This window comes from Methylobacterium oxalidis (assembly GCF_007992195.1).
In the GTDB taxonomy this organism is placed as follows: domain Bacteria; phylum Pseudomonadota; class Alphaproteobacteria; order Rhizobiales; family Beijerinckiaceae; genus Methylobacterium; species Methylobacterium oxalidis.
This window is the reverse complement of the sequence record NZ_BJZU01000049.1, coordinates 33,823-56,737: the sequence shown is the minus strand read 5'-3', so window position 1 is coordinate 56,737 and position 22,915 is coordinate 33,823. Positions and strand designations below refer to the sequence as shown.

Annotated in this window: 21 protein-coding genes; 13 read left to right on the top strand and 8 right to left on the bottom strand. The window is 71.2% G+C overall.

The window, feature by feature from the left end:
* Positions 1-48 precede the first annotated feature (48 nt).
* From MOX02_RS13095 to MOX02_RS13080, 4 genes are all read left to right on the top strand, one after another.
* Positions 49-555: a hypothetical protein gene (locus MOX02_RS13095; RefSeq protein WP_373866741.1), complete on the top strand. Its 507-nt coding sequence runs from the start codon at positions 49-51 to the stop codon at positions 553-555.
* 73 nt (positions 556-628) lie between these two features.
* Complete coding sequence (locus MOX02_RS13090) at positions 629-1,621, top strand: mitochondrial fission ELM1 family protein (protein ID WP_238178928.1); 993 nt, start codon at positions 629-631, stop codon at positions 1,619-1,621.
* A 23-nt stretch (positions 1,622-1,644) separates the two neighbouring features.
* Positions 1,645-2,622 carry a thioredoxin-disulfide reductase gene (gene trxB / locus MOX02_RS13085; protein WP_147026233.1) on the top strand — a complete coding sequence of 326 codons (978 nt, stop codon included), beginning with the start codon at positions 1,645-1,647 and terminating at the stop codon, positions 2,620-2,622.
* Between the two features lie 356 nt (positions 2,623-2,978).
* A complete protein-coding gene (locus MOX02_RS13080) occupies positions 2,979-3,869 on the top strand; it encodes a LysR family transcriptional regulator (RefSeq protein WP_147026232.1) in 891 nt (296 codons plus the stop codon).
* A 6-nt stretch (positions 3,870-3,875) separates the two neighbouring features.
* On the opposite strand, the gene msrP is transcribed toward MOX02_RS13080, so the two are convergent.
* The 4 genes from msrP to MOX02_RS13060 all read right to left on the bottom strand — a co-directional run bounded on the left by msrP (position 3,876) and on the right by MOX02_RS13060 (position 8,990).
* Complete coding sequence (gene msrP, locus MOX02_RS13075; RefSeq protein WP_147026231.1) at positions 3,876-4,820, bottom strand: protein-methionine-sulfoxide reductase catalytic subunit MsrP; 945 nt, start codon at positions 4,818-4,820, stop codon at positions 3,876-3,878.
* Positions 4,821-4,940: 120 nt separating this feature from the next.
* Complete coding sequence (locus MOX02_RS13070; RefSeq protein ID WP_373866739.1) at positions 4,941-6,689, bottom strand: AMP-binding protein; 1,749 nt, start codon at positions 6,687-6,689, stop codon at positions 4,941-4,943.
* An 11-nt stretch (positions 6,690-6,700) separates the two neighbouring features.
* Entirely contained in the window at positions 6,701-7,420 is a 720-nt protein-coding gene (locus MOX02_RS13065; RefSeq protein WP_174804919.1) for a hypothetical protein, read from the bottom strand.
* Positions 7,421-7,493: 73 nt separating this feature from the next.
* Positions 7,494-8,990, bottom strand: coding sequence for a leucyl aminopeptidase (locus tag MOX02_RS13060; RefSeq protein ID WP_147026229.1), 1,497 nt, complete (start codon positions 8,988-8,990; stop codon positions 7,494-7,496).
* 297 nt (positions 8,991-9,287) lie between these two features.
* Here MOX02_RS13060 and lptF point away from each other — a divergent pair, with 297 nt between their 5' ends.
* The 5 genes from lptF to rsmA all read left to right on the top strand — a co-directional run bounded on the left by lptF (position 9,288) and on the right by rsmA (position 16,299).
* Positions 9,288-10,448 (top strand): LPS export ABC transporter permease LptF, encoded by a 1,161-nt coding sequence (gene lptF / locus MOX02_RS13055; protein ID WP_147026228.1) that lies wholly within the window; start codon positions 9,288-9,290, stop codon positions 10,446-10,448.
* A gap of 9 nt (positions 10,449-10,457) precedes the next feature.
* Entirely contained in the window at positions 10,458-11,546 is a 1,089-nt protein-coding gene (lptG, locus tag MOX02_RS13050; protein ID WP_147026227.1) for an LPS export ABC transporter permease LptG, read from the top strand.
* Between the two features lie 55 nt (positions 11,547-11,601).
* The gene (locus MOX02_RS13045) at positions 11,602-14,193 is read left to right on the top strand and encodes an LPS-assembly protein LptD (protein ID WP_147026226.1); all 2,592 of its coding nucleotides are present in this window, start codon (positions 11,602-11,604) and stop codon (positions 14,191-14,193) included.
* A 118-nt stretch (positions 14,194-14,311) separates the two neighbouring features.
* The gene (gene pdxA / locus MOX02_RS13040) at positions 14,312-15,439 is read left to right on the top strand and encodes a 4-hydroxythreonine-4-phosphate dehydrogenase PdxA (RefSeq protein WP_147026225.1); all 1,128 of its coding nucleotides are present in this window, start codon (positions 14,312-14,314) and stop codon (positions 15,437-15,439) included.
* Positions 15,436-16,299: a 16S rRNA (adenine(1518)-N(6)/adenine(1519)-N(6))-dimethyltransferase RsmA gene (rsmA, locus tag MOX02_RS13035; protein ID WP_147026224.1), complete on the top strand. Its 864-nt coding sequence runs from the start codon at positions 15,436-15,438 to the stop codon at positions 16,297-16,299. The genes pdxA and rsmA overlap by 4 nt, the downstream gene beginning before the upstream one ends.
* Before the next feature lie 36 nt (positions 16,300-16,335).
* Here the strand turns inward: rsmA and MOX02_RS13030 are convergent, their stop codons facing one another.
* The 3 genes from MOX02_RS13030 to MOX02_RS13020 all read right to left on the bottom strand — a co-directional run bounded on the left by MOX02_RS13030 (position 16,336) and on the right by MOX02_RS13020 (position 19,257).
* Positions 16,336-17,310 (bottom strand): Tim44 domain-containing protein, encoded by a 975-nt coding sequence (locus tag MOX02_RS13030; RefSeq protein ID WP_147026223.1) that lies wholly within the window; start codon positions 17,308-17,310, stop codon positions 16,336-16,338.
* Positions 17,311-17,450: 140 nt separating this feature from the next.
* Positions 17,451-18,530, bottom strand: coding sequence for an ATP-binding protein (locus MOX02_RS13025; protein ID WP_147026222.1), 1,080 nt, complete (start codon positions 18,528-18,530; stop codon positions 17,451-17,453).
* Between the two features lie 94 nt (positions 18,531-18,624).
* Positions 18,625-19,257, bottom strand: coding sequence for a S24 family peptidase (locus tag MOX02_RS13020; protein ID WP_147026221.1), 633 nt, complete (start codon positions 19,255-19,257; stop codon positions 18,625-18,627).
* 235 nt (positions 19,258-19,492) lie between these two features.
* On the opposite strand from MOX02_RS13020, the gene MOX02_RS13015 reads away from it, so the two are divergent.
* Both MOX02_RS13015 and MOX02_RS13010 read left to right on the top strand, forming a co-directional pair.
* Positions 19,493-19,852 (top strand): DUF952 domain-containing protein, encoded by a 360-nt coding sequence (locus tag MOX02_RS13015; protein ID WP_147026220.1) that lies wholly within the window; start codon positions 19,493-19,495, stop codon positions 19,850-19,852.
* Positions 19,849-20,925 (top strand): quinone-dependent dihydroorotate dehydrogenase, encoded by a 1,077-nt coding sequence (locus MOX02_RS13010; RefSeq protein ID WP_147026219.1) that lies wholly within the window; start codon positions 19,849-19,851, stop codon positions 20,923-20,925. Before MOX02_RS13015 ends, MOX02_RS13010 begins: the two co-directional genes overlap by 4 nt.
* Before the next feature lie 55 nt (positions 20,926-20,980).
* Here MOX02_RS13010 and MOX02_RS13005 read toward each other — a convergent pair whose 3' ends face one another.
* Complete coding sequence (locus tag MOX02_RS13005; RefSeq protein WP_147026218.1) at positions 20,981-21,865, bottom strand: HpcH/HpaI aldolase/citrate lyase family protein; 885 nt, start codon at positions 21,863-21,865, stop codon at positions 20,981-20,983.
* Positions 21,866-22,040: 175 nt separating this feature from the next.
* Between MOX02_RS13005 and MOX02_RS13000 the strand changes: the two genes are divergently transcribed.
* Both MOX02_RS13000 and MOX02_RS12995 read left to right on the top strand, forming a co-directional pair.
* The gene (locus tag MOX02_RS13000) at positions 22,041-22,430 is read left to right on the top strand and encodes a tautomerase family protein (protein ID WP_147026217.1); all 390 of its coding nucleotides are present in this window, start codon (positions 22,041-22,043) and stop codon (positions 22,428-22,430) included.
* Positions 22,431-22,522: 92 nt separating this feature from the next.
* Positions 22,523-22,909, top strand: a complete 387-nt coding sequence (locus tag MOX02_RS12995; protein ID WP_176601344.1) for a hypothetical protein — start codon at positions 22,523-22,525, stop codon at positions 22,907-22,909.
* The last annotated feature ends 6 nt before the right edge of the window (positions 22,910-22,915 follow it).

Sequence of the window (22,915 nt, the reverse complement as noted above, 5' to 3'; positions counted from 1 at the left end):
GCCGTGCCCCTCCCCCGCCTCGCCGCGCTCGGCCGGCATGCCCGGCCGGTGCTCCTGGCCGCCCTCGCGCTCGCCGCCGGGCTCGCGCTGCCCGGCCGCCACGCCGCGGCCGACGATTTCCCCCGCCTCAACGGCGAGCGCTTCGCCGACGTCCGCGTCGACGTGCGCCCGCTCATCGCGCAGGGCAACGGCCTCCAAGCCGAGGCCCTGCGGTCCGACCTGACCGCGGCGCTGCGGCGCTCCTTCGCCGGACGCCTGGGCGGACGCGGGCCGGTGCTCGTCGTGCTCGTGCGCGGCCTGTCGCTGCCGCCCTACGCGGGCGCGCAGGGCGGCGGGCGCGGCGGCCTCGGGGGCGGCAACCAGACCGACTATCTCGACGGCGAGGCCCTTCTCGTCGGGCGCGGCGGCGAGGTGCTCGGCCGCCATCCGCAGCTCACGGCGACGCCGTCGAGCTACGGCGGGCCGTGGTACGACCCCGTCTCCGAGCGGCGGCGCGTGACGGCGGTGGCCAACATCTACTCCGAATGGCTGCGTCGCCAGCTTCCCGCGGACTGACGTGGCCGACGTGATCGACCGGATTCAACGGGCGCGCGGTGCGGCGGCCCAGGCCAGCCCCGACCCGTCCCCGCTGCCCGCCCCGGCCTCGCTCGCCGGCTTGAGCGCCTGGATCGTCACCGACGGCAAGGCCGGCGACGAGAACCAGTGCATCGGCATCGCCGAGACGCTCGGCCTCGCCTACGAGATCCGCCGCGTGCCCGCCCGCGGCCCCTTCGGCTGGACGGCGCCGTGGGGGCCGATCGACCCGCGCCAGGGCCCGGGCCGGGCGAGCGGCGCCCTCGCCGGACCCTTCCCGGACCTGCTGATCGCCTCGGGCCGCCGCTCGGTTCCCTATCTCCGGGCGGTGCGCCGCGCCACGCTGGGGCGGACCTTCACGGCCTTCCTGAAGGATCCGCGGACCGGGCACGACAGCGCCGACTTCATCTGGGTGCCGGACTACGACGACCTGCGGGGCCCCAACGTCTTCACGACGCTCACCGCCCCCCATCTCGTCACCGCCGCGCGCCTCGCCGCCGCGCGCCGCAAGCCCGACCCGCGCCTCGCCGCTCTCGACGGCCCGCGGATCGCGGTGCTGATCGGCGGGGACAGCCGGCATCTGAGCTACCGCGCGGCGGACATGAAGCGGCTCGTGACGGACCTGCGCAAGCTCGCGGGCGGCGAGCGCCGCCTGATGGTCACGGTGTCCCGGCGCACCCCGCCGGCGCTGCGCGACGCGCTCCAGGCGCTCGCGGCCGAGACCGGCGGCTTCTTCTGGGACGGGACCTGTGGGAACCCCTACGTGGGGATGCTGGCGCTCGCCGAGGCCGTCGTGGTGACCTCCGATTCGGCGAACATGGTCAGCGAGGCCGTGAGCACCGGCGTGCCGGTCCTGCTGTTCGACCTTCCGCGCACCTATATCCGGCATCGGCGGATGTTCGCCGGGCTCGCCATGGCCGGGGCGCTCAAGCCCTTCATGGGTCATTTGGAGCCGCTGTCGTACAAGCCGATCGACGCGACGCCCGTGATCGCGCAGGCGCTGGCCGCGGCCTATGCCGCGCGCCGGGACGGGCTCGCCGGCCGCTGACGGCCTGAGGAGACGAAGACGTTATGGCTCACACCCACGCCAAGCTCGTGATCATCGGTTCGGGGCCCGCCGGCTACACGGCCGCGATCTACGCCGCCCGCGCCATGGTCGAGCCGCTGCTCATCTCCGGCTTCCAGCCCGGCGGGCAGCTGATGATCACCACCGACGTCGAGAATTACCCGGGCTTCGCGGAGGCCATCCAGGGCCCCTGGCTGATGGAGCAGATGCGCCTCCAGGCCGAGCATGTCGGCACCAAGATCGTCTCGGAATACATCACCAAGGTCGACCTGCAGACGCGGCCGTTCCGGCTGGAGGCCGATTCCGGCGAGACCTACTCCTGCGACGCGCTGATCATCGCCACGGGCGCCCAGGCGAAGTGGCTCGGCATCCCCTCCGAGGCGAAGTTCCAGGGCGGCGGCGTCTCGGCCTGCGCGACCTGCGACGGGTTCTTCTTCCGCGGCAAGGAGGTCGTGGTCGTCGGCGGCGGCAACACCGCGGTCGAGGAGGCGCTCTACCTCGCCAACCTCGCCAGGAAGGTCACGGTCGTCCACCGCCGGGACACGTTCCGCGCCGAGCGCATCCTGCAGGAGCGCCTGTTCAAGCACCCCAACGTCGAGGTTCTCTGGAACAGCGCGATCGAGGAGATCTGCGGCACGCTCGACCCGGCCCCGAACGTCACCCACGTGCGCCTCAAGGATACCCGCACCGGAGCCGTCACCGAGCGGCCGACGGACGGCGTCTTCGTCGCCATCGGCCACTCTCCGGCGACCGGGATCTTCGAGGGCCAGCTCGCCATGCGCCACGGCGGCTATCTGAGCGTGAAGCCGGGCACCGCCGAGACCGAGATCCCCGGCGTCTTCGCGGCGGGCGACGTGACCGACGACGTCTACCGGCAGGCGATCACGGCCGCCGGCATGGGCTGCATGGCGGCGCTGGAGGCCGAGAAGTTCCTGGCGAACCTCGAGGTCGGCGAGACGCCGCAGCAGGCCGCCGCGGAGTGATTCGCGGCGCCCGTACCGGGCCAACCCGCCCGGCGGGCGCGGAGGGCCTTGCCACACGCTCCCGCCAAGGAACGATTTCGCGTCAGGCGACACCGCTTCCTTGAGCCGTCAACAAAATCTTCGCAAATGGACTTGCCTTGTGGTGCAACCAAACCGCAAGAGGGAAGTCCTATCCTGAGGGTGTCGGTCTGCGCCGATGCCGTTCCGTCCCGCATCCACGGCCGGTGCACCATCGATCCGCCGCCGCGAGTGCTTGGACACGGATGGGCGGCGACGGGTTTCTCAAGCCCGCGCCAGCGGACGGCCACGGGGCGAGCAGCGCCTCCTGCGTCGGACCGCCTTCGGGGAGTTCGACGGTGGACTGGGACAAGATCCGGATCTTCCTCAACGTGGCGGAAGCCGGCAGCTTCACGCGAGCGGGCGACGACATCGGCCTCAGCCAGTCGGCGGTGAGCCGCCAGATCAGCGCCCTTGAGCGCGAGTTGAAGGCGCCCCTGTTCCACCGCCACGCCCGCGGCCTCATCCTGACCGAGCAGGGCGACCTCCTGTTCCGCGCCGCCAGGGACATGAAGCTGCGCCTGGAGAACACCAAGGCGCGCCTCGTCGAGACGAGCGAGCGCCCCACGGGCGACCTCAAGGTCACCACCACGGTCGGGCTCGGCACGGCGTGGCTCGCGCAGCGCGTGTCCGAGTTCCTCGACCTCTACCCGGACGTCCGGATCGAGCTGATCCTCACAAACGAGGAGCTCGACCTCGCCATGCGCGAAGCCGACGTGGCGATCCGGATGCGGCGCCCGGCCCAGCCGGACCTGATTCAGCGCCGCCTGTTCACGGTGCACTACCACGCCTTCGCGAGCCAGGATTACATCAAGCGCTTCGGCGAGCCGAAGACCTTCGACGATCTCGACGAGCACCGGCTCGTCTCGTTCGGCGGGAACGAGCCGTCCTACCTGCTGGCGGCCCATTGGCTCGCCAGCATCGGCCGCGAGGGCCGCGAGCGCCGGGCGATCCATTTCACCGTCAACAACATCACCGCCCTGCAGGTGGCGATGGAGACCGGCGTCGGGATCGGCATCCTGCCGGACTACGCGGTGGACGGCACCACGAACCTCGTCCAGGTGCTCGGCGAGAGCGAGATGCCGAGCCTGGAGAGCTACCTCGTCTACGCCGAGGAGATGCGCTCCGTCGCCCGCGTCCAGGCCTTCCGCGACTTCCTCGTCACGAAGGCCCAGCGCTGGACCTACTGAGCGCCGTCAGACGAACAGGCGCTCCTTCTCCAGCCCCGTGTAGAGGCTGGCGACCTGCTCGCCGTAGCCGTTGTAGATCAGGGTCGGCACGCGCTGGTCTGTCCCGAGCACCCGCTCGCTCGCCTGGCTCCAGCGCGGGTGCGGAACGGCCGGGTTCACGTTCGCCCAGAATCCGTACTCGGAGGATTGCAGCCCCTCCCAGAAGGTCTTCGGGCGCTCGGCCACGAAGGACACCTTCACGAGCGACTTCGCGGACTTGAAGCCGTACTTCCACGGAACCGCGAGGCGGATCGGCGCGCCGAACTGGTTCGGCAGCGGCTTGCCGTAGATGCCGGTGACCATGAAGGCGAGGTCGTTGTTCGCCTCGGCCATGGTCAGCCCCTCGACGTAGGGCCAGGGATAGAAGAACTGGCGCTGGCCGGGCGCCACGGCTTTGTCCATGAAGGTCTGGAACTGGACGTACTTCGCGCCCGAGGTGGGCTTGGCCAGCGCCACGAGCTTCGCGAGCGGGAAGCCCGTCCACGCCACGGCCATCGACCACGCCTCGACGCAGCGGTGCCGGTAGAGGCGCTCCTCCAGGCCCGTCTTCCGCACGAGATCCTCGACGTCGATCTCGAACGGCTTCTCGACGAGGCCGTCGATCCTGATGGTCCAGGGATTCGTCTTCAGGGCATTGGCTGCGGGCAGCACGGTCTTCGAGGTGCCGAACTCGTAGAAGTTGTTGTAGTCGCCGCTGTAGCGCTCGGCCGTCACCGCCCGGTCGAGCGTGTACGCCTCGTTGCGCTTGGCCGGGTAGAGCGCGTCCTCAGCCTGCGCGGCGCTGCGGCCGAAGGCGGAGGCGGCGGCGAGGCCGGCTGCGCCGCCGAGCAGGCTGCGGCGGCTGAGAAAGACGGCCTCCGGCGTTGCCAGATTCTCCGGGATCTCCCAGCCGCGGCGGCGCTTGATGTGCATGGCTCGTCCCTCGGTCTCTCGGCGCCCCGGCCGGGCGCGCGAAACTGTTGCGACCCTCTTCTTCGTCAACGGCGGGCCGGAGGTTTCAGGCCCGCGACAGTTTGGCCGGGGAGCGATGATTCAGGCCCCGTCGGGGGGCGTGTTGCGCAGGGCGCGCCGCAGCACCTTGCCGACGTTGGTCTTCGGCAGCGTCTCGTGGAAGACGACGCGGCGGGGCACCTTGTAGGGGGTGAGCTGCGTGCGCGCGTGGGAGCGGATCACCTCCTGCGTGGCGCTCCTGTCGCGCAGAACCACGTGCGCGACGACCATCTCGCCGGACTCGGCGGAGGGCGCGCCGACCACGGCGCATTCGAGCACGGCCGGGTGGCTCGCCAGCACGTCCTCGACCTCGTTCGGGTAGACGTTGAAGCCCGAGACGATGATCATGTCCTTCATCCGGTCGACGATCCGGATCTGCCCGTCCGCCAGCATCACGCCGACGTCGCCCGTCCGGAAGAAGCCGTCGGCTGTGGTGGCCCGGGCCGTCTCGTCGGGCCGCATCCAGTAGCCCTTCATCACCTGTGGGCCGCGGACGCAGATCTCGCCGGGCTCGCCGAGCGGGGTCGGCATCCCGTCCTCGCCGCGGATCGACACCTCCGTCGAGGGCAGCGGGAAGCCGATGGTGCCGGACCATTCCGACAGGCGGTGCGGGTTCACGCAGACCACCGGCGATGTCTCGGAGAGGCCGTAGCCCTCCACGATGGCCTGTCCCGTCGCCTCCTTCCAGCGGCTCGCCACCGTCTTCTGAACGGCCATGCCGCCCGCCACCACGTAGTCGACGTGCGAGAAGTCCACCGTGCCGATCTTCGGGTGGTTGTTGAGCAGGTTGAAGAGCGTGTTCACGCCCGAGAAATGCGTGAAGTTGCTCTTGGCGAGCGTCTTCACGAAACCGTCTGCGTCCCGCGGGTTCGGGATCAGCAGGCAGCAGCCGCCGAGGCGCATGAAGAAGAAGAAGCAGCAGGTCAGCGCGAAGATGTGATAGAGCGGCAGCGCCGTGACCATGGTGCGCCGCTCCTCCGTGTCGGTGGCGCCGAACCAGAGCTGGCACTGCTCGACATTGGCCATGATGTTGCGGTGGGTCAGCATCGCGGCCTTGGCGATGCCGGTGGTGCCGCCCGTGTACTGCAGGAAGGCGAGATCCTCCGGCGCGAGCGCGACGGGCTTGCGCCGCAGCCCCCGCCCCGCCTTCACCGCGGCCTCGAAGCGCGTTGTCTTCTCCGGCGGCAGCCGGAACGGCTTGACCGCCTTCTTCAGGTGGCGCGAGGCCATGTCGATGAGGCGTCCCTTGAGGCCGAGCCCGTCGCCCGGACCCGCCACCACGATGCGCTCGAGGTCGAGGTCCGGCAGCGCCTCGGCGACCGTGTGCCCGAAATTCTCCAGCACCAGCAGGACGCGGGCGCCCGAGTCGTTGAGCTGCGCGGTCAGCTCGCGGGGCGTGTAGAGCGGGTTCACGTTGACGGCCGTGCAGCCGGCGATGAGCACCGCGAACAGCGCGACCGGATAGGCCGCCACGTTCGGCATCATGATCGCGACGCGGTCGCCCTTGCCGAGCCCCTGCGCCTGCAGCCAGGCGGCGAGCGCCTCGGCGCGGGCGCCGAGCTCGGAATAGGTCACCGCCTTGCCGAAGCTGATGATCGCCGGACGGTCGCCGTAGCGGCGCACGCTGGTCTCGAACAGGTCGGCGAGCGTGCCGAGCCGGTCCAGATCGATCTCGGCGGGCACGCCCGGCGGGTAGGCCGCCAGCCAGGGCCGCTCGGCACGGATGTCTTGGATCACGGCGATCCTCCCTCTCCTTGTCGGCTGCCCGCGGCCGCCGTGGGTTTTCCCCATTGCCGAACCGATTAGCGGGACCGGACCGGATTGATCAAGGCATTTCGGGAATAAGTATGTGCGCGCAGGGCGGTGATCACGCTGTGCGGGAGAAGGCCGGCGACCAGCAATCCCGCGAGAATTCCGAACTGCGGTATGCTCAGTGGCCGCCGCGGCCACAGCCCGATCCCGGCCTCGCGGGCGAGCCCCAGCACGGCGAAGCCGAGCCAGAGGGCGAGGAAGCGAAGGCCGGCGCCCACGAGAGCGGTGCGGATCACGCGGCCCCAACCCTCGCGCGGGCGGGTGCCGCGATTCGTGACGATCACCGACAGGCCGAGCACGCCCCCGAACAGGAAGGCGGCGGCGGCGGTGCCCAGCGCGTAGGCGAGCCAGTAGGGAAGCTGGTTCAGGAAGCCGATGCCGCCGGTGGCGAAGCCGGCACGCAGCACGAATCCGCCGAAGGTCGGGTGCAGGCTGACACCGAGAACGAGGGCGGCGCCGAGGATCGCACCGAGGATGCGGCGCGGAACCGAGGCGGAGCCCGGCCCGAGGGCGACTGCGAGGATGCGCGCCAGCGCGTAGACGATCGCGAAGGCGAAGAGCGGGTATTTGTCGAGGAAGAAGCCGTAGAAGCGGGCCTGGAGCGCCGGCGGCAGGGCGGCGTTCTGGTCGAATCCGGTCGCCGCCGCGAGCGCCGCGGCGAGGAGCGCGGCGGCGAGCGGCGCACCCGCCACGATGAGTTCGGGCCTCATGGCCGCCAGTCCCCGCGCTCGCCGAGCCCGTCTCGCATCGCCGCCTCCGTCGGGGCCGGCCGGGCCGCGCGCCCTACTTCGTCTCGTAGTGCTCGCGCATCAGCCGGTCGAGGAGGCGCACGCCCCAGCCCGCGCCCCAGCTCCGGTTGATCTCGGTGGCGTTCGAGGACATGCCCACGCCCGCGATGTCGAGATGCGCCCAGGGCACGTCGTTCACGAAGCGCTTGATGAAGGAGGCCGCCGTCGCCGCCCCGCCGTGGCGACCGCCGGTGTTCTTCATGTCCGCGAACTTCGAGTCGATCGCCTTGTCGAAGGAGGGGGCCAGCGGCATCCGCCAGACCTTCTCGCCCGTCGCTTCGCCGGCCGCGGTGATGCGCGCGGCGAGGTCGTCGTCGTTCGAGAACAGGCCGGCGATGTCCTGCCCGAGGGCCACGATGATCGCGCCCGTCAGCGTGGCGAGGTCGATGATGAACCTCGGCTTGTAGGCGCTCTGGACGTGCCAGATCACGTCGGCGAGCACGAGGCGGCCCTCCGCGTCCGTGTTGATGACCTCGATGGTCTGGCCCGACATGGAAGTGACGATGTCGGAGGGGCGGTAGGAGCCGCCGTCCGGCATGTTCTCGACGATGCCGATGGCGCCGACGACGTTCACCTTCGCCTTGCGGCTCGCCAGCGCGTGGAGGGTGCCGACGACGGCGGCGGCGCCGCCCATGTCGCCCTTCATGTCCTCCATACCGCCCGCGGACTTGATCGAGACGCCGCCCGAATCGAAGACCACGCCCTTGCCGATGAGCGCCACCGGCGTCTCGGCGGAGTCGGCGCCGTTCCAGCGCATGACGACGACGCGGGGCTCGCGCACCGACCCTTGAGCGACGGCGAGCAGGGCGCCCATGCCGAGCTCGCGCATGCGGGCGGGCTCCAGCACCTCGACCTCGACGCCGAGCTTCGTCAGCTCGGAGGCGCGGCGCGCGAACTCCTCCGGATAGAGGACGTTCGGCGGCTCGTTGATGAGGTCGCGGGCGATGACCACGCCCTCGGCCACCGCCTCCGCCGCCTTGGCGGCCTGCGCGGCGGCCTCGTGCTCGGACAGGAGCAGGTGGAGCGTGGTGCCGCCGTTCTCGTCGGAATCCGGCTTCTTCTTGGTCTTGTAGCGGTCGAACCTGTAGCTGCGCAGGCGCGCGCCGAGGGCGAACTCCGCGGCGTTCTCGGCAGTGACGGGCGCGCCGTTGGCCCCGAGCACCACCCGCGCGGTGCGGCCGGAGACCTTGCCGGCCGTGAAGCCGCCGAGCACCGGCCAGTCGATCTTCGCGCGATCCTTGTCGGAGCCGAGGCCGACCACCACGAGGCGGTCCGCCTCGATGCCGGCCGGGGCCGGCAGCACGAGAGCGGAGAGCGAGCGGCCCTTGAACTTCTCGACCGAGGCCGCGCGGGCCACGAGGTCGGCGCCGCCGCTGCCCAGAACGTCGCGCGCCGCGCCGCCCAGGGCCAGGTCGTCGCCGACGAACACCACCAGATCGCCGCGACCGGCGGAACCGAGCGGGCCGAAGGTGATGGTGATAGCGTCCGCCATGTCGTTGCTTTCCGTGAGCCGATGGTGTCTCTGGCGCCGACCGGGGCGCCCGACCCGCTGTCCGACTGCCTGTGTAGCCGCTGAGCCGCAGAACGCAACGCGACGGCGGGGCGCGTTTCGCGGGTCGCGCGCCCTGAAACGGCCCCTTTTCGGGAGCCTTGAGCGGGGTCGGTCGGCGCGGGGGCGAGCCGGGCGAAGCGGCAGGCGGACGCGACGTGCTCGCCGGCCGTGCAGAGCGATCACGGTCGCGCGAGCGTCGAGGGGCGGAAGGCCCGTCGAGACCCCCATGAAGACGCCATGACGCAGATCGAGCGCTACATTTTCCGGATCGCGCTCTCCGCCTTCCTCGCCTGCCTGATCGGCCTCACCGGCACGATCTGGGTCACGCAGGCGCTGCGCGAGCTCGACCTGATCACGGCCAAGGGACAGACGCTCCTCATCTTCCTGCTCGTCACCGGCCTCTCGCTGCCGACCCTGATCGCCGTGATCTCGCCGATGGCCCTGTTCATCGCGGTGATCTACGCGCTCAACAAGCTCAACGGCGATTCCGAGCTCATCGTGATGTCGGCGGCGGGCATGAAGCCGCGCGCCATCCTGCGCCCCTTCCTGACGCTGGCCTTCGCGATCTCGTTCCTGACCGCCTTCCTGACGATCCAGGTGATGCCCTCGAGCTTCCAGGAATTGCGGGACGTGGTGACGCGGGTGCGCGGCGACCTCATCGCGAACGTCGTCAAGGAGGGCCAGTTCACCAGCCTCGACAACGGCATCACCTTCCACTTCCGCGAGCGCGGCCAGGGCGGCGCCCTGCTCGGCCTGTTCATCCAGGACAAACGCGAGGCCGGGAAGACCAAGGTCTACCTCGCGGAAAGGGGGCAGGCGATCGAGCTCGACGGCCAGAGCTACCTCGCGCTGGAGAAGGGCAGCGTGCACCAGCAGCTCAAGGACTCGCGCGCCTCCTCGATCCTGACCTTCGAGCGCTATACGATCGATCTCGCCGCCTTCGCGCCGCCGGACGCCGAGATCGTCTACAAGCCGCGCGAGCGCTCGACGACGCAGCTCCTCTTCCCCGACCGCACGGAGCGCTACTACCTGGCGCAGAAGGGCCGCTTCCGGGCCGAGCTGCACGACCGCCTCTCCGCCTGGCTCTACCCGATCGCCCTCACCTTCATCGCCTTCGCGGCCCTCGGAGACCCGCGCACCACGCGCCAGGGCCGGGGCCTCGCCATAGCGGGCGCGATCGTCGCCGTGACGGTGCTGCGCATCGCGGGCTTCGCGGCGACGAGCGCGGCCGCGCGCAGCGCCGGGGCCGTGGTGGCGATCTACGCCGTGCCGCTCCTCGCCATCGGCCTGTCCGCGCTGGTGATCTTCCACGGCCCGGCCGTGCGCGCGCTCGGCACCCGCCTCGGCGACCGGATCCGGCGCCTGCGCCCCCGCGCGCCGCGGCTCGCGGCGAGCTGAGGCCGCGCCATGCTGATCGGCGGGACCCTCGGACGCTACTTCGCCATGCGCTTCGTGCGCACGGTGCTCGGCGTGTTCATCACCGTCTTCGCGCTCGTCTACACCCTGGATTTCGTGGAGCTCCTGCGACGGGCGGGCGATTCCGAGGGCGCCTCGCCGGGGCTGATGGCGCAGCTCTCCCTCTTCCGCACGCCGGCCGTGGCCGAGGGCGTGCTGCCCTTCGCCGTGCTGTTCGGCTCCATCGCGACCCTGCTGCAGCTCTCGCGCAAGCTCGAGCTCGTGGTCGCGCGGGCGGCGGGCATCTCCGCGTGGCAGTTCCTGCAGCCGGGGGTGTTCGTGGCGCTCGCCATCGGCGCCCTCACGGTCGGCGTCTACAACCCGGTCTCGGCCATGCTGAAGCAGCGCTCCACCGAGATCGAGGCGAAGATCTTCGCCCGCTCCACCAAGGCGAGCTCGGGCAAGGACCTGTGGATCCGCCAGCGGAGCCTGGACGGGCAGGCGATCCTGCGGGCCGAGACCGCCATCGAGGGGACGACGACGCTGGCCGGCGTCTCGGTCTTCACCTTCGACGAGGCCGGCTCCTTCGTCTCGCAGATCGAGGCCGCCCGAGCGACCCTGCACGACGGCTACTGGGAGTTGAGCGAGGCGCGCCTCCTCGCCCCGGGCGCGCCGCCCGAGTCGTTCGGCAGCTACCTCATCGCCTCGCCGCTCGATCCGGGGCAGGTGCGCCAGCGCTTCACGCCCCCGGATTCCGTGCCATTCTGGCAACTACCCGAGACCATCGCACGGACGGAGCGGGCCGGGTTGGATGCGACCCGGTACCGACTCCAGTATGATGTGCTCCTGGCCAGGCCGATGCTCTTCGTCGCCATGGTCCTCGTGGCGGCAACCGTTTCCTTACGGTTCTTCCGCTTTGGTGGTGTCGGCAAGCTCGTGCTCTGGGGCGTCGCGGCGGGCTTCGCCCTCTACGTCGCCCGTCAGGTCATGGAAGGGCTCGGCGCCTCGGGGATCGTGGCGGCGCCAGTGGCGGCGTGGTTCCCGGCCGTGGTAGGGAGTCTTCTCGGTACGCTCACGCTTCTGTACCAGGAGGACGGCTGAGGCTCCGGCCTCGGACGGGTGGCGAGGTCGACCGTGGCAGGAGTTGGGACGCGCGTTGCGTAGGGTCGCCGACATCGCGAAGGCCGCCGGCTTGCTGGCGCTGCTGACGGCCGCCGCACCGCTGGCGACCGCGACGCAGGCGGCTGCCCAGAAGGCCGGCGCGTCTGCCCCGAAAGCCAGGGCCGGCCAGCCCGCCGACAAGCTCCTCGTCGAGGCGGACGAGCTCATCTACGACAACGACCGCAACACGGTCACAGCCCGGGGCAACGCCGAGCTGCACTACGGCCCCCGCACGCTCCAGGCCGACAGCGTCCGCTACGATCGCGGCGCCAGCCGGGTCATCGCCGAGGGCAACGTCCGCCTGACAGACCGGGACGGCGCCGTCGTCACCGGCGACCGGATGGAGCTGACGGACGACTTCAAGAACGGCTTCATCGACTCGCTGCGCGTGCAGCAGACCGTGGAGCAGCGCGGCGAGGTGGTGCGCACGCGTTTCTCGGCGCCCCGCGCCGAGCGCATCGCCGGCGAGCAGACGAGCTTCGAGTACGGCACCTACACGGCCTGCGAGCCGTGCAAGGACAACCCGGAGAAGCCGCCGCTCTGGCAGGTGCGCGCGGCGAAGATCATCCACAACAACGAGACCCACACGGTCTACTTCGAGGATTCGCGCCTGGAGCTGGCGGGCATCCCGGTCGCCTACCTGCCCTATTTCGAGGCGCCCGACCCGAGCGTGAAGCGCAAGACCGGCTTCCTGACGCCGCGCTTCCTGACCTCGACGGCGATCGGAACCGGCGTCGCGACGCCGTTCTTCCTGAACCTCGCGCCGAACTACGACCTCACCGTCACGCCGGCCTTCCTCAGCCGGCAGGGCGTGCTCGGCCAGGCGGAGTTCCGCCACCGGCTGGAGACCGGCGCCTACAGCGCGCGGGTCAGCGGCATCTTCCAGACGACGCCGAGCGCCTTCCTGCCCGGCCCCCTCGGCGCGGGCGACCGCGACTTCCGCGGCTCGATCGAGAGCAAGGGCCGCTTCTACATCAACGACCGCTGGACCACGGGCTGGGACGTCGTCGGCGTCACCGACAAGTGGTTCCTCGACAATTACCGCATCCGCAACCAAGCGCTCGTCACCGACTACTTCCGCGAGGCGGTCTCGACGGCCTACCTCAACGGCCAGGGCGACCGCTCCTGGTTCGAGGCGCGGGGCTACTACTTCAAGGTCCTGTCGAGCTTCGACTGGCAGAAGGAGCAGCCCGTCGTCGCCCCGGTGATCGACTACGAGAAGCGCATCAACGGGCCGGACCCGGTCGGCGGCGAGTTGCGCTTCGAGGGCAACATCACGAGCCTGACCCGCGAGGCCACGGACTTCCAGGGCCTGCCGCGCTCGAACGCCTACCTGTTCAGCCCGAGCGTCAACGGCATCAACTACCCGCTCTACGACACGTGCAGCACCTTCACGCGCTCGACCTGCCTGATCCGGGGCCTCGCCGGCACGAACACCCGCGCCTCGGCGCAGGTCTCCTGGCGGCGCAGCTTCATCGATCCGCTGGGTCAGGTGATCACCCCCTTCGCGTACCTGCGCACCGACGCCTTCTTCGTGAACCCGAGCCTGTCCGGCTACCAGAACGCGCTCGTGCCGACGATCGCCAACATCGGCGAGGGCTCCTCGGGCCGCGTGATGCCGGCGGTCGGCATCGACTACCGCTATCCCTTCGTCGGGGATTTCGGCCGCCTCGGCGTCCATACCCTGGAGCCGATCGCCCAGGTCATCGCGCGGCCGAGCGAGACCCGCATCGGCCGGCTGCCGAACGAGGACGCGCAGAGCCTCGTCTTCGACGACACCTCGCTATTCGAGTGGGACAAGTTCTCGGGCTACGACCGCGTGGAGGGGGGCCTGCGCGCCAATCTCGGCGGCCAGTACTCCGTGGTAACGCCGGCCGGCTGGTACGCGAACGTCCTGTTCGGAGAGTCCGTGCAGATCGCGGGCGTGAACTCGTTCCGCCGCGGCGACATCGCCAATGTCGGCCTCGAATCGGGCCTGGAGAACCGCCGCTCCGACTTCGTCGGCCGTTTCCAGCTCTCGCCGAACCAGCACATCAGCCTGATCACGCGGGCCCGGTTCGACCAGGCCGATTTCGGCGTGAACCGGTTCGAGAGCGGCGTCACCGCGCGGTTCTCGCCCTTCCTGCCGCTGTCGGTCTCGGCCTTCTACTCGTACTATCAGGCGCAGCCGCTGCTCGGCTTCAACAACCGTCGCGAGGGCATCACCGCCTCGGCCACCTATCACATCACGCCGAACTGGTTCCTCACGGGCTCGGCGCTCCTCGACCTGACGCACTATCTCGACGCGCGCGACTCCTACAACGACGCCCTGCGCACCTATCTCGCCAACCCGATCGGCGCGATGCCGCTTCCGCCGAGCGGCAACCGCTTCTACCTGTCGGGGATGAGCCTCGGCGGCGGCTACCAGGACGAGTGCACCACGGTCTCGCTGAACTACATCGTCTCGCCGATCGCCACCGCCCTCGGCGTCCGCGAGCGCAACCAGACCGTGCTGCTGCGCGTCGAGCTGAAGACGCTCGGCGAGGCCGACCTGCGCCAGTCCGTCGGCACGCCGATCACGGCCGACGGCATCGCGGCCGCGCGCTGAGCATCCTGGCCACGGATCGTCCCCGCGCTGCGGGCGAGATGTCGGCCGCGCGGAGGCTCGTCGGCGCGACGGCGCGTTGTCCCCTCGCGCCGAACGCCAGCACCCCACCGGTGACCGCATGAATCAGGACCGACCTCCCCTCGCGCTCACGCTCGGCGATCCCGCCGGCATCGGCCCGGAGCTCGCCCTGGCCGCTTGGCGCCTGCGGACGATCAATCCGGGCGTCCCGCCCTTCTTCGTCGTGGCCGATCCCGCCTTCCTGGAGCGCACAGCGAACCGTCTCGGCGAGAGCGTTCCCGTCGCCGAGATCGATCCCGAGACCGCCGCCGAGGTCTTCCCGAGGGCGCTGCCCGTGGTGCCCCTGCCGAGCGGCGCAGAGATCGCGGCGGAGCCGGGCAAGCCGGACCCGGCCCTTGCCGGCGCGACGCTCGAATCGATCACCGCCGCGGTCGCCTTCGTGCAGGCCGGCCGCGCCTCCGCCGTGGTGACGAACCCGATCGCCAAGTACGTCCTCACGCAGGTCGGCTTCGCCTATCCGGGCCACACGGAGTTCCTCGCTTCCCTCTCGGTCGCGCCCGGCGCCGAGCCGCCGCTTCCCGTCATGATGATCTGGAGCGACGGACTCGCGGTGGTGCCGGTGACGATCCACGTCGCGCTGCGACGGGTGCCGGAATTGCTCACGGCCGAGCTCGTGGAACGCACGGCCCGGATCGTCGCGGCGGACCTGCGGGGACGCTTCGGCATGGAGCGGCCCCGCCTCGTGCTCGCCGGCCTCAACCCGCACGCCGGGGAGGCCGGCACGATGGGGACGGAGGATCGGGACGTGCTGGCGCCCGCGGTTGAGCGGCTGCGGGCCGAGGGAATCGACATCCGCGGGCCGCTGCCCGCCGACACCCTGTTCCACGCGCGTGCCCGGCAGACCTACGACGTCGCGCTCGCGCCCACTCACGACCAGGCCCTGATTCCCATCAAGACGATCGCCTTCGACGAGGGCGTGAACGTGACGCTCGGCCTGCCTTTCATCCGGACATCGCCCGATCACGGCACGGCTTTCGACATCGCCGGCCGCAACATCGCGCGGCCGGACAGCCTGATCGCCGCCCTGCGGCTCGCCGAGCGCCTGGCCCGGCACGCCGCTTCCGGGCGCGCGGTGCCGGCCAGCGCCGACATCATCCCGATCAGCGCCTACGCCGACCGACCGCGCCCGCCCCGCCCGACCCACTTCGATCCGACCGACGAGCTATGACCAGCTCCGACGGGCTGCCGCCGCTGCGGGAGGTCGTGCGCCGGCACAGCCTGGAGCCGAAGAAGGCGCTCGGCCAGAATTTCCTCTACGACCTCAACCTGACCGGCCGTATCGCGCGGGCGGCCGGGCCCCTCGACGGCGTGACGGTGGTGGAGGTGGGCCCGGGACCGGGCGGGCTGACGCGGGCACTGCTGGCTGCCGGAGCCGGGCGGGTGATCGCGATCGAGCGGGATCCGCGCGCCCTGCCGGCGCTCGCCGAGATCGCGGCGCACTATCCCGGACGCCTGGAGGTGGTGGACGCCGACGCGCTCGAATTCGACCCGCGCCCGCTTCTCGGGCCGGGCCCCGCCCGGATCGTGGCGAACCTTCCCTACAATGTCGGCACCGCGCTCCTCACCGGGTGGCTCGAGGGCGAGGCGTGGCCGCCGTGGTGGGATTCGCTGACGCTGATGTTCCAGCGCGAGGTCGCGGAACGGATCGTGGCCGACGAGGGTGCGCGCGCGGATTACGGGCGCCTCGGCGTGCTCTGTGGCTGGCGGACGCGGGCCGACATCCTGTTCGACGTGGCACCCTCGGCCTTCGTGCCGCCGCCGAAGGTGACGTCCAGCGTGGTCCGCCTCGTGCCGCGGACCGCCCCCCTGCCCTGCCGCGCCGGAGCGCTTGAGGCGGTGACGCGGGCGGCCTTCGGACAGCGCCGCAAGATGCTGCGCCAGAGCCTCAAGGCGCTCCTGCCCGAGCCGGGCCGGATCCTGGCCGCGGCCGGCATTCCGGAGACGGCGCGCGCCGAGGAAGTGCCGGTCGCGGGCTTCGTGGCGCTCGCCAACGCCTGGGACGCGCACAGAAAAGCCGGCGCCGCGTGAGCGGCGCCGGCCCTTGAGAATCGGTCGTTCCGAGGATCAGGCGGTCTGCTGGATCGCCGAGAGCATCCAGGGGCGGCCGGGGCCGCGCACGAAGGTCCAGATCTCGGTCGCCTCTGCCGGCTCGGTCCCGACGACCCGGTTGGTGTTGCGGTCGAGCTTCACATCCTTCAGCGCGTAGCGCATCGCGACCGTGGCGTACTCGGCCTGACCCTCGCCCCAGGCTTCCGCAAGGTCACCCTGCAGGAGCTTGACGTCCGAGATCCGGTTGACGATGCCGCGCGCCGCGTTCGCCCGAAGCTCCTCCTCGAAGTAGCCCGCCATCTCCGGCGTCGCGATGTTGCGCAGGGTGACCATGTCCTCGCGGGAATAGGCGTCCTGCACGTCACCGAGGATCCGCTCGAAGACCTGATAGTCCTGCGGGCCGATCTGCACGGGTCGCTGCTGGGCCGGCCGCTGCGCGCCGCCCATCGTGCCGCCCCCCATCATGCCGCCGAGGCCGCCCGGGCCGGGCTGAGCACGCGGGTCCGGCCCGTTGTCGAGGCTCTGACGGGCGTAGGGCGCGCCGGCGCCGGCCGGCTGCTGGCGACGGCGGAAGAAGCGCACGGCCAGCACGATCAGGCCGACGATGAGGCCGACCTGCAGGAGCAGGCCGAGGAACGAGGCGATGCCGCCGAGACCGCCGAAGAAGCCGCCGCCGATCAGCGCGCCGAGAAGACCCGCGCCGAGGAGGCCCGCGAAGAAGCCACCACCGAAACGGCGCCCCTGGTTCGGGGCCTGCATGCCGGGATTGTTCATGCCCGGGCTCGGCGAGGTCTGCGAGCGCTGAATCGGCGCGGCCGTGCCGGGCGCCGTGGTGGTCGCGGACGGTGCGTTGAAGGTGCGGCTTCCGCGCGAGCCGACAGAGCCGCCGCCGCCCGGACGGGCCTCGACGACGGGCGCGGCGACCGTCAGCGCTGCGGCGAGCGCCAGAAGGATCGCGGTGCGCTTGCGGCGCGTGGTGGAGGTGAGCATCGATACGCCTCTGCGAGAGAAAACGTGGTGGCTTGAGCGCCACCGACGATATGGTGACGCGTGAGCCGATGTTTTAGTCCGGTTCCGCGCACGAATTGATCTGACGGGCGGCGCCCGATCGCGCGGCGGTTAAGACTTTCTCACGCGGCGGCCGGGAAGATCAGCCGGACGCTCGTCCCCTCCCCCTGGCGGCTGTCGAGGGCGACGGTGCCGTTCTGGCGCTTCATCAGCCCGTGCACGATGGCGAGCCCCGCCCCACGCCCCGCCTCGCGGCTCGTGGCGAAGGGCGCGAGGGCGCGGGCCAGCATCTCCTGCGACATGCCGGTGCCGGTGTCGCTGACGGACACCCCGACCGCGCCGTCGGCAGGGCGCTGGATCGTGCGGTCGCCCACAGGCACGAGGAAGGTCGCGATCGTGATCGTGCCGCCCCGCGGCATCGCCTCGCAGGCGTTGGCGACGATGTGAGCGAGAGCGAGTTCCAGCTGGGTCGGGTTGCTGAGCGCCCGCGGCAGGTCGGGCGTCGTCTCGACCGTGAGCGCGATGCTCGCCGGCAGGGAGATGCGCAGGCGGCCGGCGATCTCGGCCACCACCGCGTCGAGATCGACCGGGCGCACCTCCGGCGCGATCCGGCGGGAAAAGGCGAGGAGCTGGCGCGTCAGCACGGCCGCCCGCTCGGCCGCGTCCGTCGAGCGCGTCACGGCGCGCTGGATGAACGGCTCGGGCCTGTCGCCGAGCCGCCGCTTCAAGCCATCGATGTAGCCGATCAGGATCTGCAGGAAGTTGTTGAACTCGTGCGCGACGCTGTTCGTGAGGAGACCCAGCGCCTCGCGCTGGCGCGAGAGCGCGAGCGCGCCCTCGAAGTCGCGGCGCCGGGTGACATCGACGATCTGCCCCAACCGGAAAGGGGTTCCCGCCACGGGTGCCAGCGTCAGGCTCGCCCAGAAGGTGGAGCCGTCGCCCGCCTGCGCCAAAAACTCCGCGGCGCTCCCGCCCTCCCCCGGGACGGCGCCGGGCCACAGGCTCGCGATGGGACGGCCGCAGACCTCGTCCTCGGCGCGCCGGCTGAGGGCCAGGAAGGCGGAATTGGCGTAGACCACCGGCTCGCCGTCTCGGCGCGCGTCGGTCAGGAAGGCCGGAAGGGCGGCCGCGTCGAGCAGGGACTTCCAGCCCGGCTCGATCCCGGCCACGCCGCTCGTTCCGTCCGTTCCGGGCTCTGGCATCGCGCTGTCGGCCTCGACGGGCCATGAGGCCACGGTTCGCCCACGGATAGCGGCAACGGCGCGACGGGTCGAGGGCGGAGCGGCGCCCCGGATCCTACTGACGCACCCACATCACGCGGGCCATCCAGGCGATGTCGCCGACATTCACCGTGCGGTCCTCGTGGTCGGGGTTCAGCGAGGCGAGTTCGATCGTGCGGGCGGTGCGGCGGCGCAACTCCTTGGCCAGCACCTCGCCCGAGCCGAGGCGGACCACCACGCGGTCGCCCTTGCGCAGGCCCGCGGTGGGCGAGACGATCAGCACGTCGCCGTCCCGGTATAGCGGCGTCATCGAGTCGCCCTGCACCTCGAGGGCGAAGGCGCGCTCCTCGCCGAGATCGGGAAACTCGATCTCCTCCCAGCCCGGGCCGCCGGTCGGCATGCCTTCCTCGGTGAAGAGGCGCCCGGCGCCCGCCTGCGTCATGCCGATGAGCGGTATCATCGCCCGCGGCGGGCCCTCCCGGGGCTCGATCAGGCGCAGGAACTCGTCGAGGCTCGCGCCCGTGGCGACGAGGACCTTCGAGATCGATTCGGTCGAGGGCCAGCGCTTGCGCCCGTCCGGCCCGATCCGCTTCGAGCGGTTGAAGCTCGTCGCGTCGAGACCAGCCCGCCGCGCGAGGCCGGAGGCCGAGAATCCGTGACGCTCGGCCAAGCGATCGATCGCAGTCCAGATCTGCTCGTGGGACAGCATCTCGGGCTCAAGGCTGGGTCGACCGCTAAGACGCACGGCCTAGTTGTAGGAAAGTAGAACTACCTGAACGAAAAGGCAATTGTGCTTCCGAATGTTTCCAGCCGGCCGCGCGATCGGTCGCGGGCAATGTCATCAACCGCACACGGGACACGTGGATTCCACCGATGCGGCGGTTGCGTCGGGTACGGGCTCGGCACTATCGACGGCCGGTCGAACTGGAGGTCTCGGGGCCCGGATGACGCTCATCTACAAGATCTGTCCGAAGACGCTGTGGCGCGCGGCCGAGGCGGCGGGCCGCTTCACGGGGGCGCCCGTCGACCGCGCGGACGGGTACATCCACCTCTCCACCGCCGTGCAGGCGCGCGAGACGGCCGCGCGCCATTTCGCGGGGCAGGACGACCTGCTGCTCGTGTCGGTCGAGGCGGATGCCCTCGGCCCCGCCCTGCGCTACGAGCCCTCGCGCGGCGGCGACCTCTTCCCGCATCTCTACGGCGACCTGTCCCTCGACGCGGTGCGTGGCGTCCACGACCTGCCCCTCGGCGAAGACGGGCGCCACGTCTTCCCCGAGGCGTTCCCGGCGGAGGACCGCCCGTGATCGGCGCGCTCTTTCCCCTGGTCCGCCCGGTCCTCCACGGGCTCGACGCCGAGACGGCGCACAATCTCACCCTGCGGGCGCTGAGCGTGATGCCGCCCCGGCGCCCGGCGCCGGACGACCCTCGCCTGACGGTCGATTGCCTCGGCCGGCGTTTCCCGAATCCGGTCGGCCTCGCGGCGGGCTTCGACAAGGGCGCCGAGGTTCCCGACGCGATGCTCGGACTCGGCTTCGGCTTCGTGGAGGTCGGCGGCGTGGTGCCGAAAGCCCAGCCCGGCAACCCGGCCCCGCGCGTCTTCCGGCTCGCCGCCGACCGCGCCGTCATCAACCGGTTCGGCCTGAACAGCGAGGGGCTCTCGGTCGTCGCGCGCCGGCTCGAGGCGCGGCGCGGCCGGACGGGGATCGTCGGGGTCAACATCGGGGCGAACAAGGACTCGGCGGATCGGCTCGCCGACTACGTCGCCTGCACGCGGGCGCTCGCGCCGCTCGTCGCCTTCATCACCGTCAACGTGTCCTCGCCCAACACGCCGGGCCTGCGCGACCTCCAGGGCGAGGCCTTCCTCGACGAATTGCTCGCGCGCGCCGTGGAGGCGCGCGATGGGGCGTGCCCGGCGACCGCGATCCTGCTCAAGATCGCCCCCGACATCGATCTCGCGAGCCTCGACGCGATCTGCGCGACGGCATTGCGGCGCGGCGTGCAGGCGCTCGTCGTCTCGAACACCACGGTGGCGCGGCCCGAGAGCCTGGTCGAGGCGCGCCTCGCGCAGGAGACCGGCGGCCTCTCCGGACGCCCGCTCTTCGGCCCGGCGACGCGGCTGCTCGCCGAGACCTACCGGCGCGTCGAGCGCCGCGTGCCCCTCATCGGGGTCGGCGGGATCGATTCCGCGGAGGCGGCCTGGACCAAGATCCGGGCCGGCGCGAGCCTGCTGCAGCTCTACTCCGCGCTCGTCTACGCCGGGCCCGCGCTGGTGGGCGAGATCAAGGCGGGCCTCGTCGAGCGGATGAAGGCGGAGGGCCTCACCGGCCTCTCCTCCGTCGTCGGCCGGGACGCGGCCGACCTGGCGCGGTCGGCCTGAGCCTCTCGACCGTCATCCCGGACCGCCGCCGGCGCGCCTGGGATGACGATGGCGGTCAGTGCCCCCTGGCGGCGATCGCCTCGGACCACACCACCGCGCGCTTGGCCATGCTGATGTGCTGGCGCTCGTACATGCGGCCCTCGACCTTGATGGCACCGCGCTTGGCGTTCTCGGGCTGGTCGAACGCGTCGATCACGAGGCGGGCGCGGCGCACCTCCTCCTCGGTCGGCGCGAAGGAGGTATTGGCGGGCTCGAGCTGGTTCGGATGGATCAGGGTCTTGCCGTCGAAGCCGAGGTCGCGCGACTGCCGGCACTCGGCGCGGCAGCCCTCGACGTCGCCGATGTCGTTCCAGACGCCGTCGAGGATGGTCAGGCCCTCGGCGCGGGCGGCCGCCAGGGTGAACATGATCCAGGGCAGCATCGGCACGCGGCCGGGCACCAGCTGCGCCCAGGTGTCCTTGGCGAGATCGTTCGTGCCGAGCACGAAGCAGGTCAGCCGCGTACGCGGGTCGCGCCGGGCCGCGGCGATCTTCTGGATGTTGAGGATCGCGGCCGGCGTCTCGATCATCGCCCAGATCTTGATCTCGGGCGGCGCGTCGAGGGCCTCCAGATGGTCGGCGATGCTCTCCAGAACCGCCGGGGAGGACACTTTCGGCATCAGAATCGCGTCGGGGCGCGCCTCGATGGCGCAGCGCAGGTCCGCCTCGCCCCAGGGCGTCTGCGGGGCGTTCACCCGGATGATGATCTCGCGGTCGCCGTACTCGCGGCTGCGCGCCGCCGCGCAGACCTGCTCGCGGGCGAGCTCCTTCTCCTCGGGCCCGACCGCGTCCTCGAGGTCGAGGATCAGCGAGTCGGCCGGCAGCGTCTTGGCTTTCTCCAGCGCCCGCGGGTTCGACCCAGGCATGTAGAGCACGCTACGGCGCAGGCGGAGATCGGACATCGGTTGCTTCCTCGTGGTTTGCGCAACCCTTTAGAGCAAGCCTCCGGCCACGCCAGAACACGCGACACGGAATCCGCGATAAACGCGGGCATTTGATACCGGATTCCCGCGACACCGCGGCGAACACAGGCCGCACCTGCTAGGTAGGCCCCCCGATGCTTCAACGAGAGATCCCATGCCGCTTCTTCGCTTCGATCTGATCGAGGGCCGCTCCGAGGCCGAGCTGAAGACATTGCTCGATGCCGCGCACGAGGCGATGCTGGAGGCGTTCCGCGTGCCGCCGGGCGACCGCTACCAGATCGTGACCGAGCACAAGCCTTCGCGGATGATCATCGAGGATACGGGCCTCGACATCCCGCGCACGCGCGACGTCGTGGTCGTGCAGATGATCACGCGGCCGCGCTCGCAGGAGATGAAGCAGACCTTCTACCGCCTGCTGACCGAGAAGCTGGAGGCGCGCTGCGGGATCGCGCCGGCCGACGTGATGGTCTCCTGCGTGGTCAATTCGGACGAGGACTGGAGCTTCGGCCACGGCCGCGCACAGTTCCTCACCGGAGAATTGTGAGCGGCCGGGAGCGCCCCGGCCGGGCTCCCATACGCCCCCGTTTGGTCACGTTCGGCTGCCAGAGCCGGCGCACAGATGGGGGATGACACGCCATGAAGCTTGCCATGAAGGCGGTCTGTTTCGGCCTGATGCTCGCCGCCGCAGGTGCGGCGCCGCGGGCGGCGCTCGCGGGCAGCAGCACGACGATCGGCGTCGGCTCGGGCGCCGTGGCCGGGGCCATCGTCGGCGGCCCGATCGGGGCGGTGGCGGGCGCGGTCATCGGCGGCGTGGTCGGCTCGTCGAGGGAGCGGGCCAGCGGACGCCGCTACCGCAGGGTCCGCGCCTATCGCCGGTCCCGGGCCGAGGCCGCCCCGGTGCGCCGCTACGTCCAGCGCGGGGCCGAGCCGGCCGCGTCCTCGGCAGCCCAGCCCAGCCTCACGCCACGGGCGCCGAGCCAGACCGGCTCCGTCTCCGGCACGGCCTGGAAGGACCCCCGCTGAGGCGGA

What these genes read in the sequence shown, in the direction of transcription:
- lptG (WP_147026227.1), top strand. Translation starts at nt 10,458, where the DNA reads ATGCTGATCGGCGGGACCCTCGGACGCTACTTCGCCATGCGCTTCGTG.
- MOX02_RS13060 (WP_147026229.1), bottom strand. Translation starts at nt 8,990, where the DNA reads ATGGCGGACGCTATCACCATCACCTTCGGCCCGCTCGGTTCCGCCGGT.
- lptF (WP_147026228.1), top strand. Translation starts at nt 9,288, where the DNA reads ATGACGCAGATCGAGCGCTACATTTTCCGGATCGCGCTCTCCGCCTTC.
- MOX02_RS13065 (WP_174804919.1), bottom strand. Translation starts at nt 7,420, where the DNA reads ATGAGGCCCGAACTCATCGTGGCGGGTGCGCCGCTCGCCGCCGCGCTC.
- MOX02_RS12995 (WP_176601344.1), top strand. Translation starts at nt 22,523, where the DNA reads ATGAAGCTTGCCATGAAGGCGGTCTGTTTCGGCCTGATGCTCGCCGCC.
- MOX02_RS13015 (WP_147026220.1), top strand. Translation starts at nt 19,493, where the DNA reads ATGACGCTCATCTACAAGATCTGTCCGAAGACGCTGTGGCGCGCGGCC.
- pdxA (WP_147026225.1), top strand. Translation starts at nt 14,312, where the DNA reads ATGAATCAGGACCGACCTCCCCTCGCGCTCACGCTCGGCGATCCCGCC.
- MOX02_RS13020 (WP_147026221.1), bottom strand. Translation starts at nt 19,257, where the DNA reads ATGCTGTCCCACGAGCAGATCTGGACTGCGATCGATCGCTTGGCCGAG.
- trxB (WP_147026233.1), top strand. Translation starts at nt 1,645, where the DNA reads ATGGCTCACACCCACGCCAAGCTCGTGATCATCGGTTCGGGGCCCGCC.
- msrP (WP_147026231.1), bottom strand. Translation starts at nt 4,820, where the DNA reads ATGCACATCAAGCGCCGCCGCGGCTGGGAGATCCCGGAGAATCTGGCA.
- MOX02_RS13000 (WP_147026217.1), top strand. Translation starts at nt 22,041, where the DNA reads ATGCCGCTTCTTCGCTTCGATCTGATCGAGGGCCGCTCCGAGGCCGAG.
- MOX02_RS13005 (WP_147026218.1), bottom strand. Translation starts at nt 21,865, where the DNA reads ATGTCCGATCTCCGCCTGCGCCGTAGCGTGCTCTACATGCCTGGGTCG.
- MOX02_RS13030 (WP_147026223.1), bottom strand. Translation starts at nt 17,310, where the DNA reads ATGCTCACCTCCACCACGCGCCGCAAGCGCACCGCGATCCTTCTGGCG.
- rsmA (WP_147026224.1), top strand. Translation starts at nt 15,436, where the DNA reads ATGACCAGCTCCGACGGGCTGCCGCCGCTGCGGGAGGTCGTGCGCCGG.
- MOX02_RS13025 (WP_147026222.1), bottom strand. Translation starts at nt 18,530, where the DNA reads ATGCCAGAGCCCGGAACGGACGGAACGAGCGGCGTGGCCGGGATCGAG.
- MOX02_RS13070 (WP_373866739.1), bottom strand. Translation starts at nt 6,689, where the DNA reads ATGGGGAAAACCCACGGCGGCCGCGGGCAGCCGACAAGGAGAGGGAGG.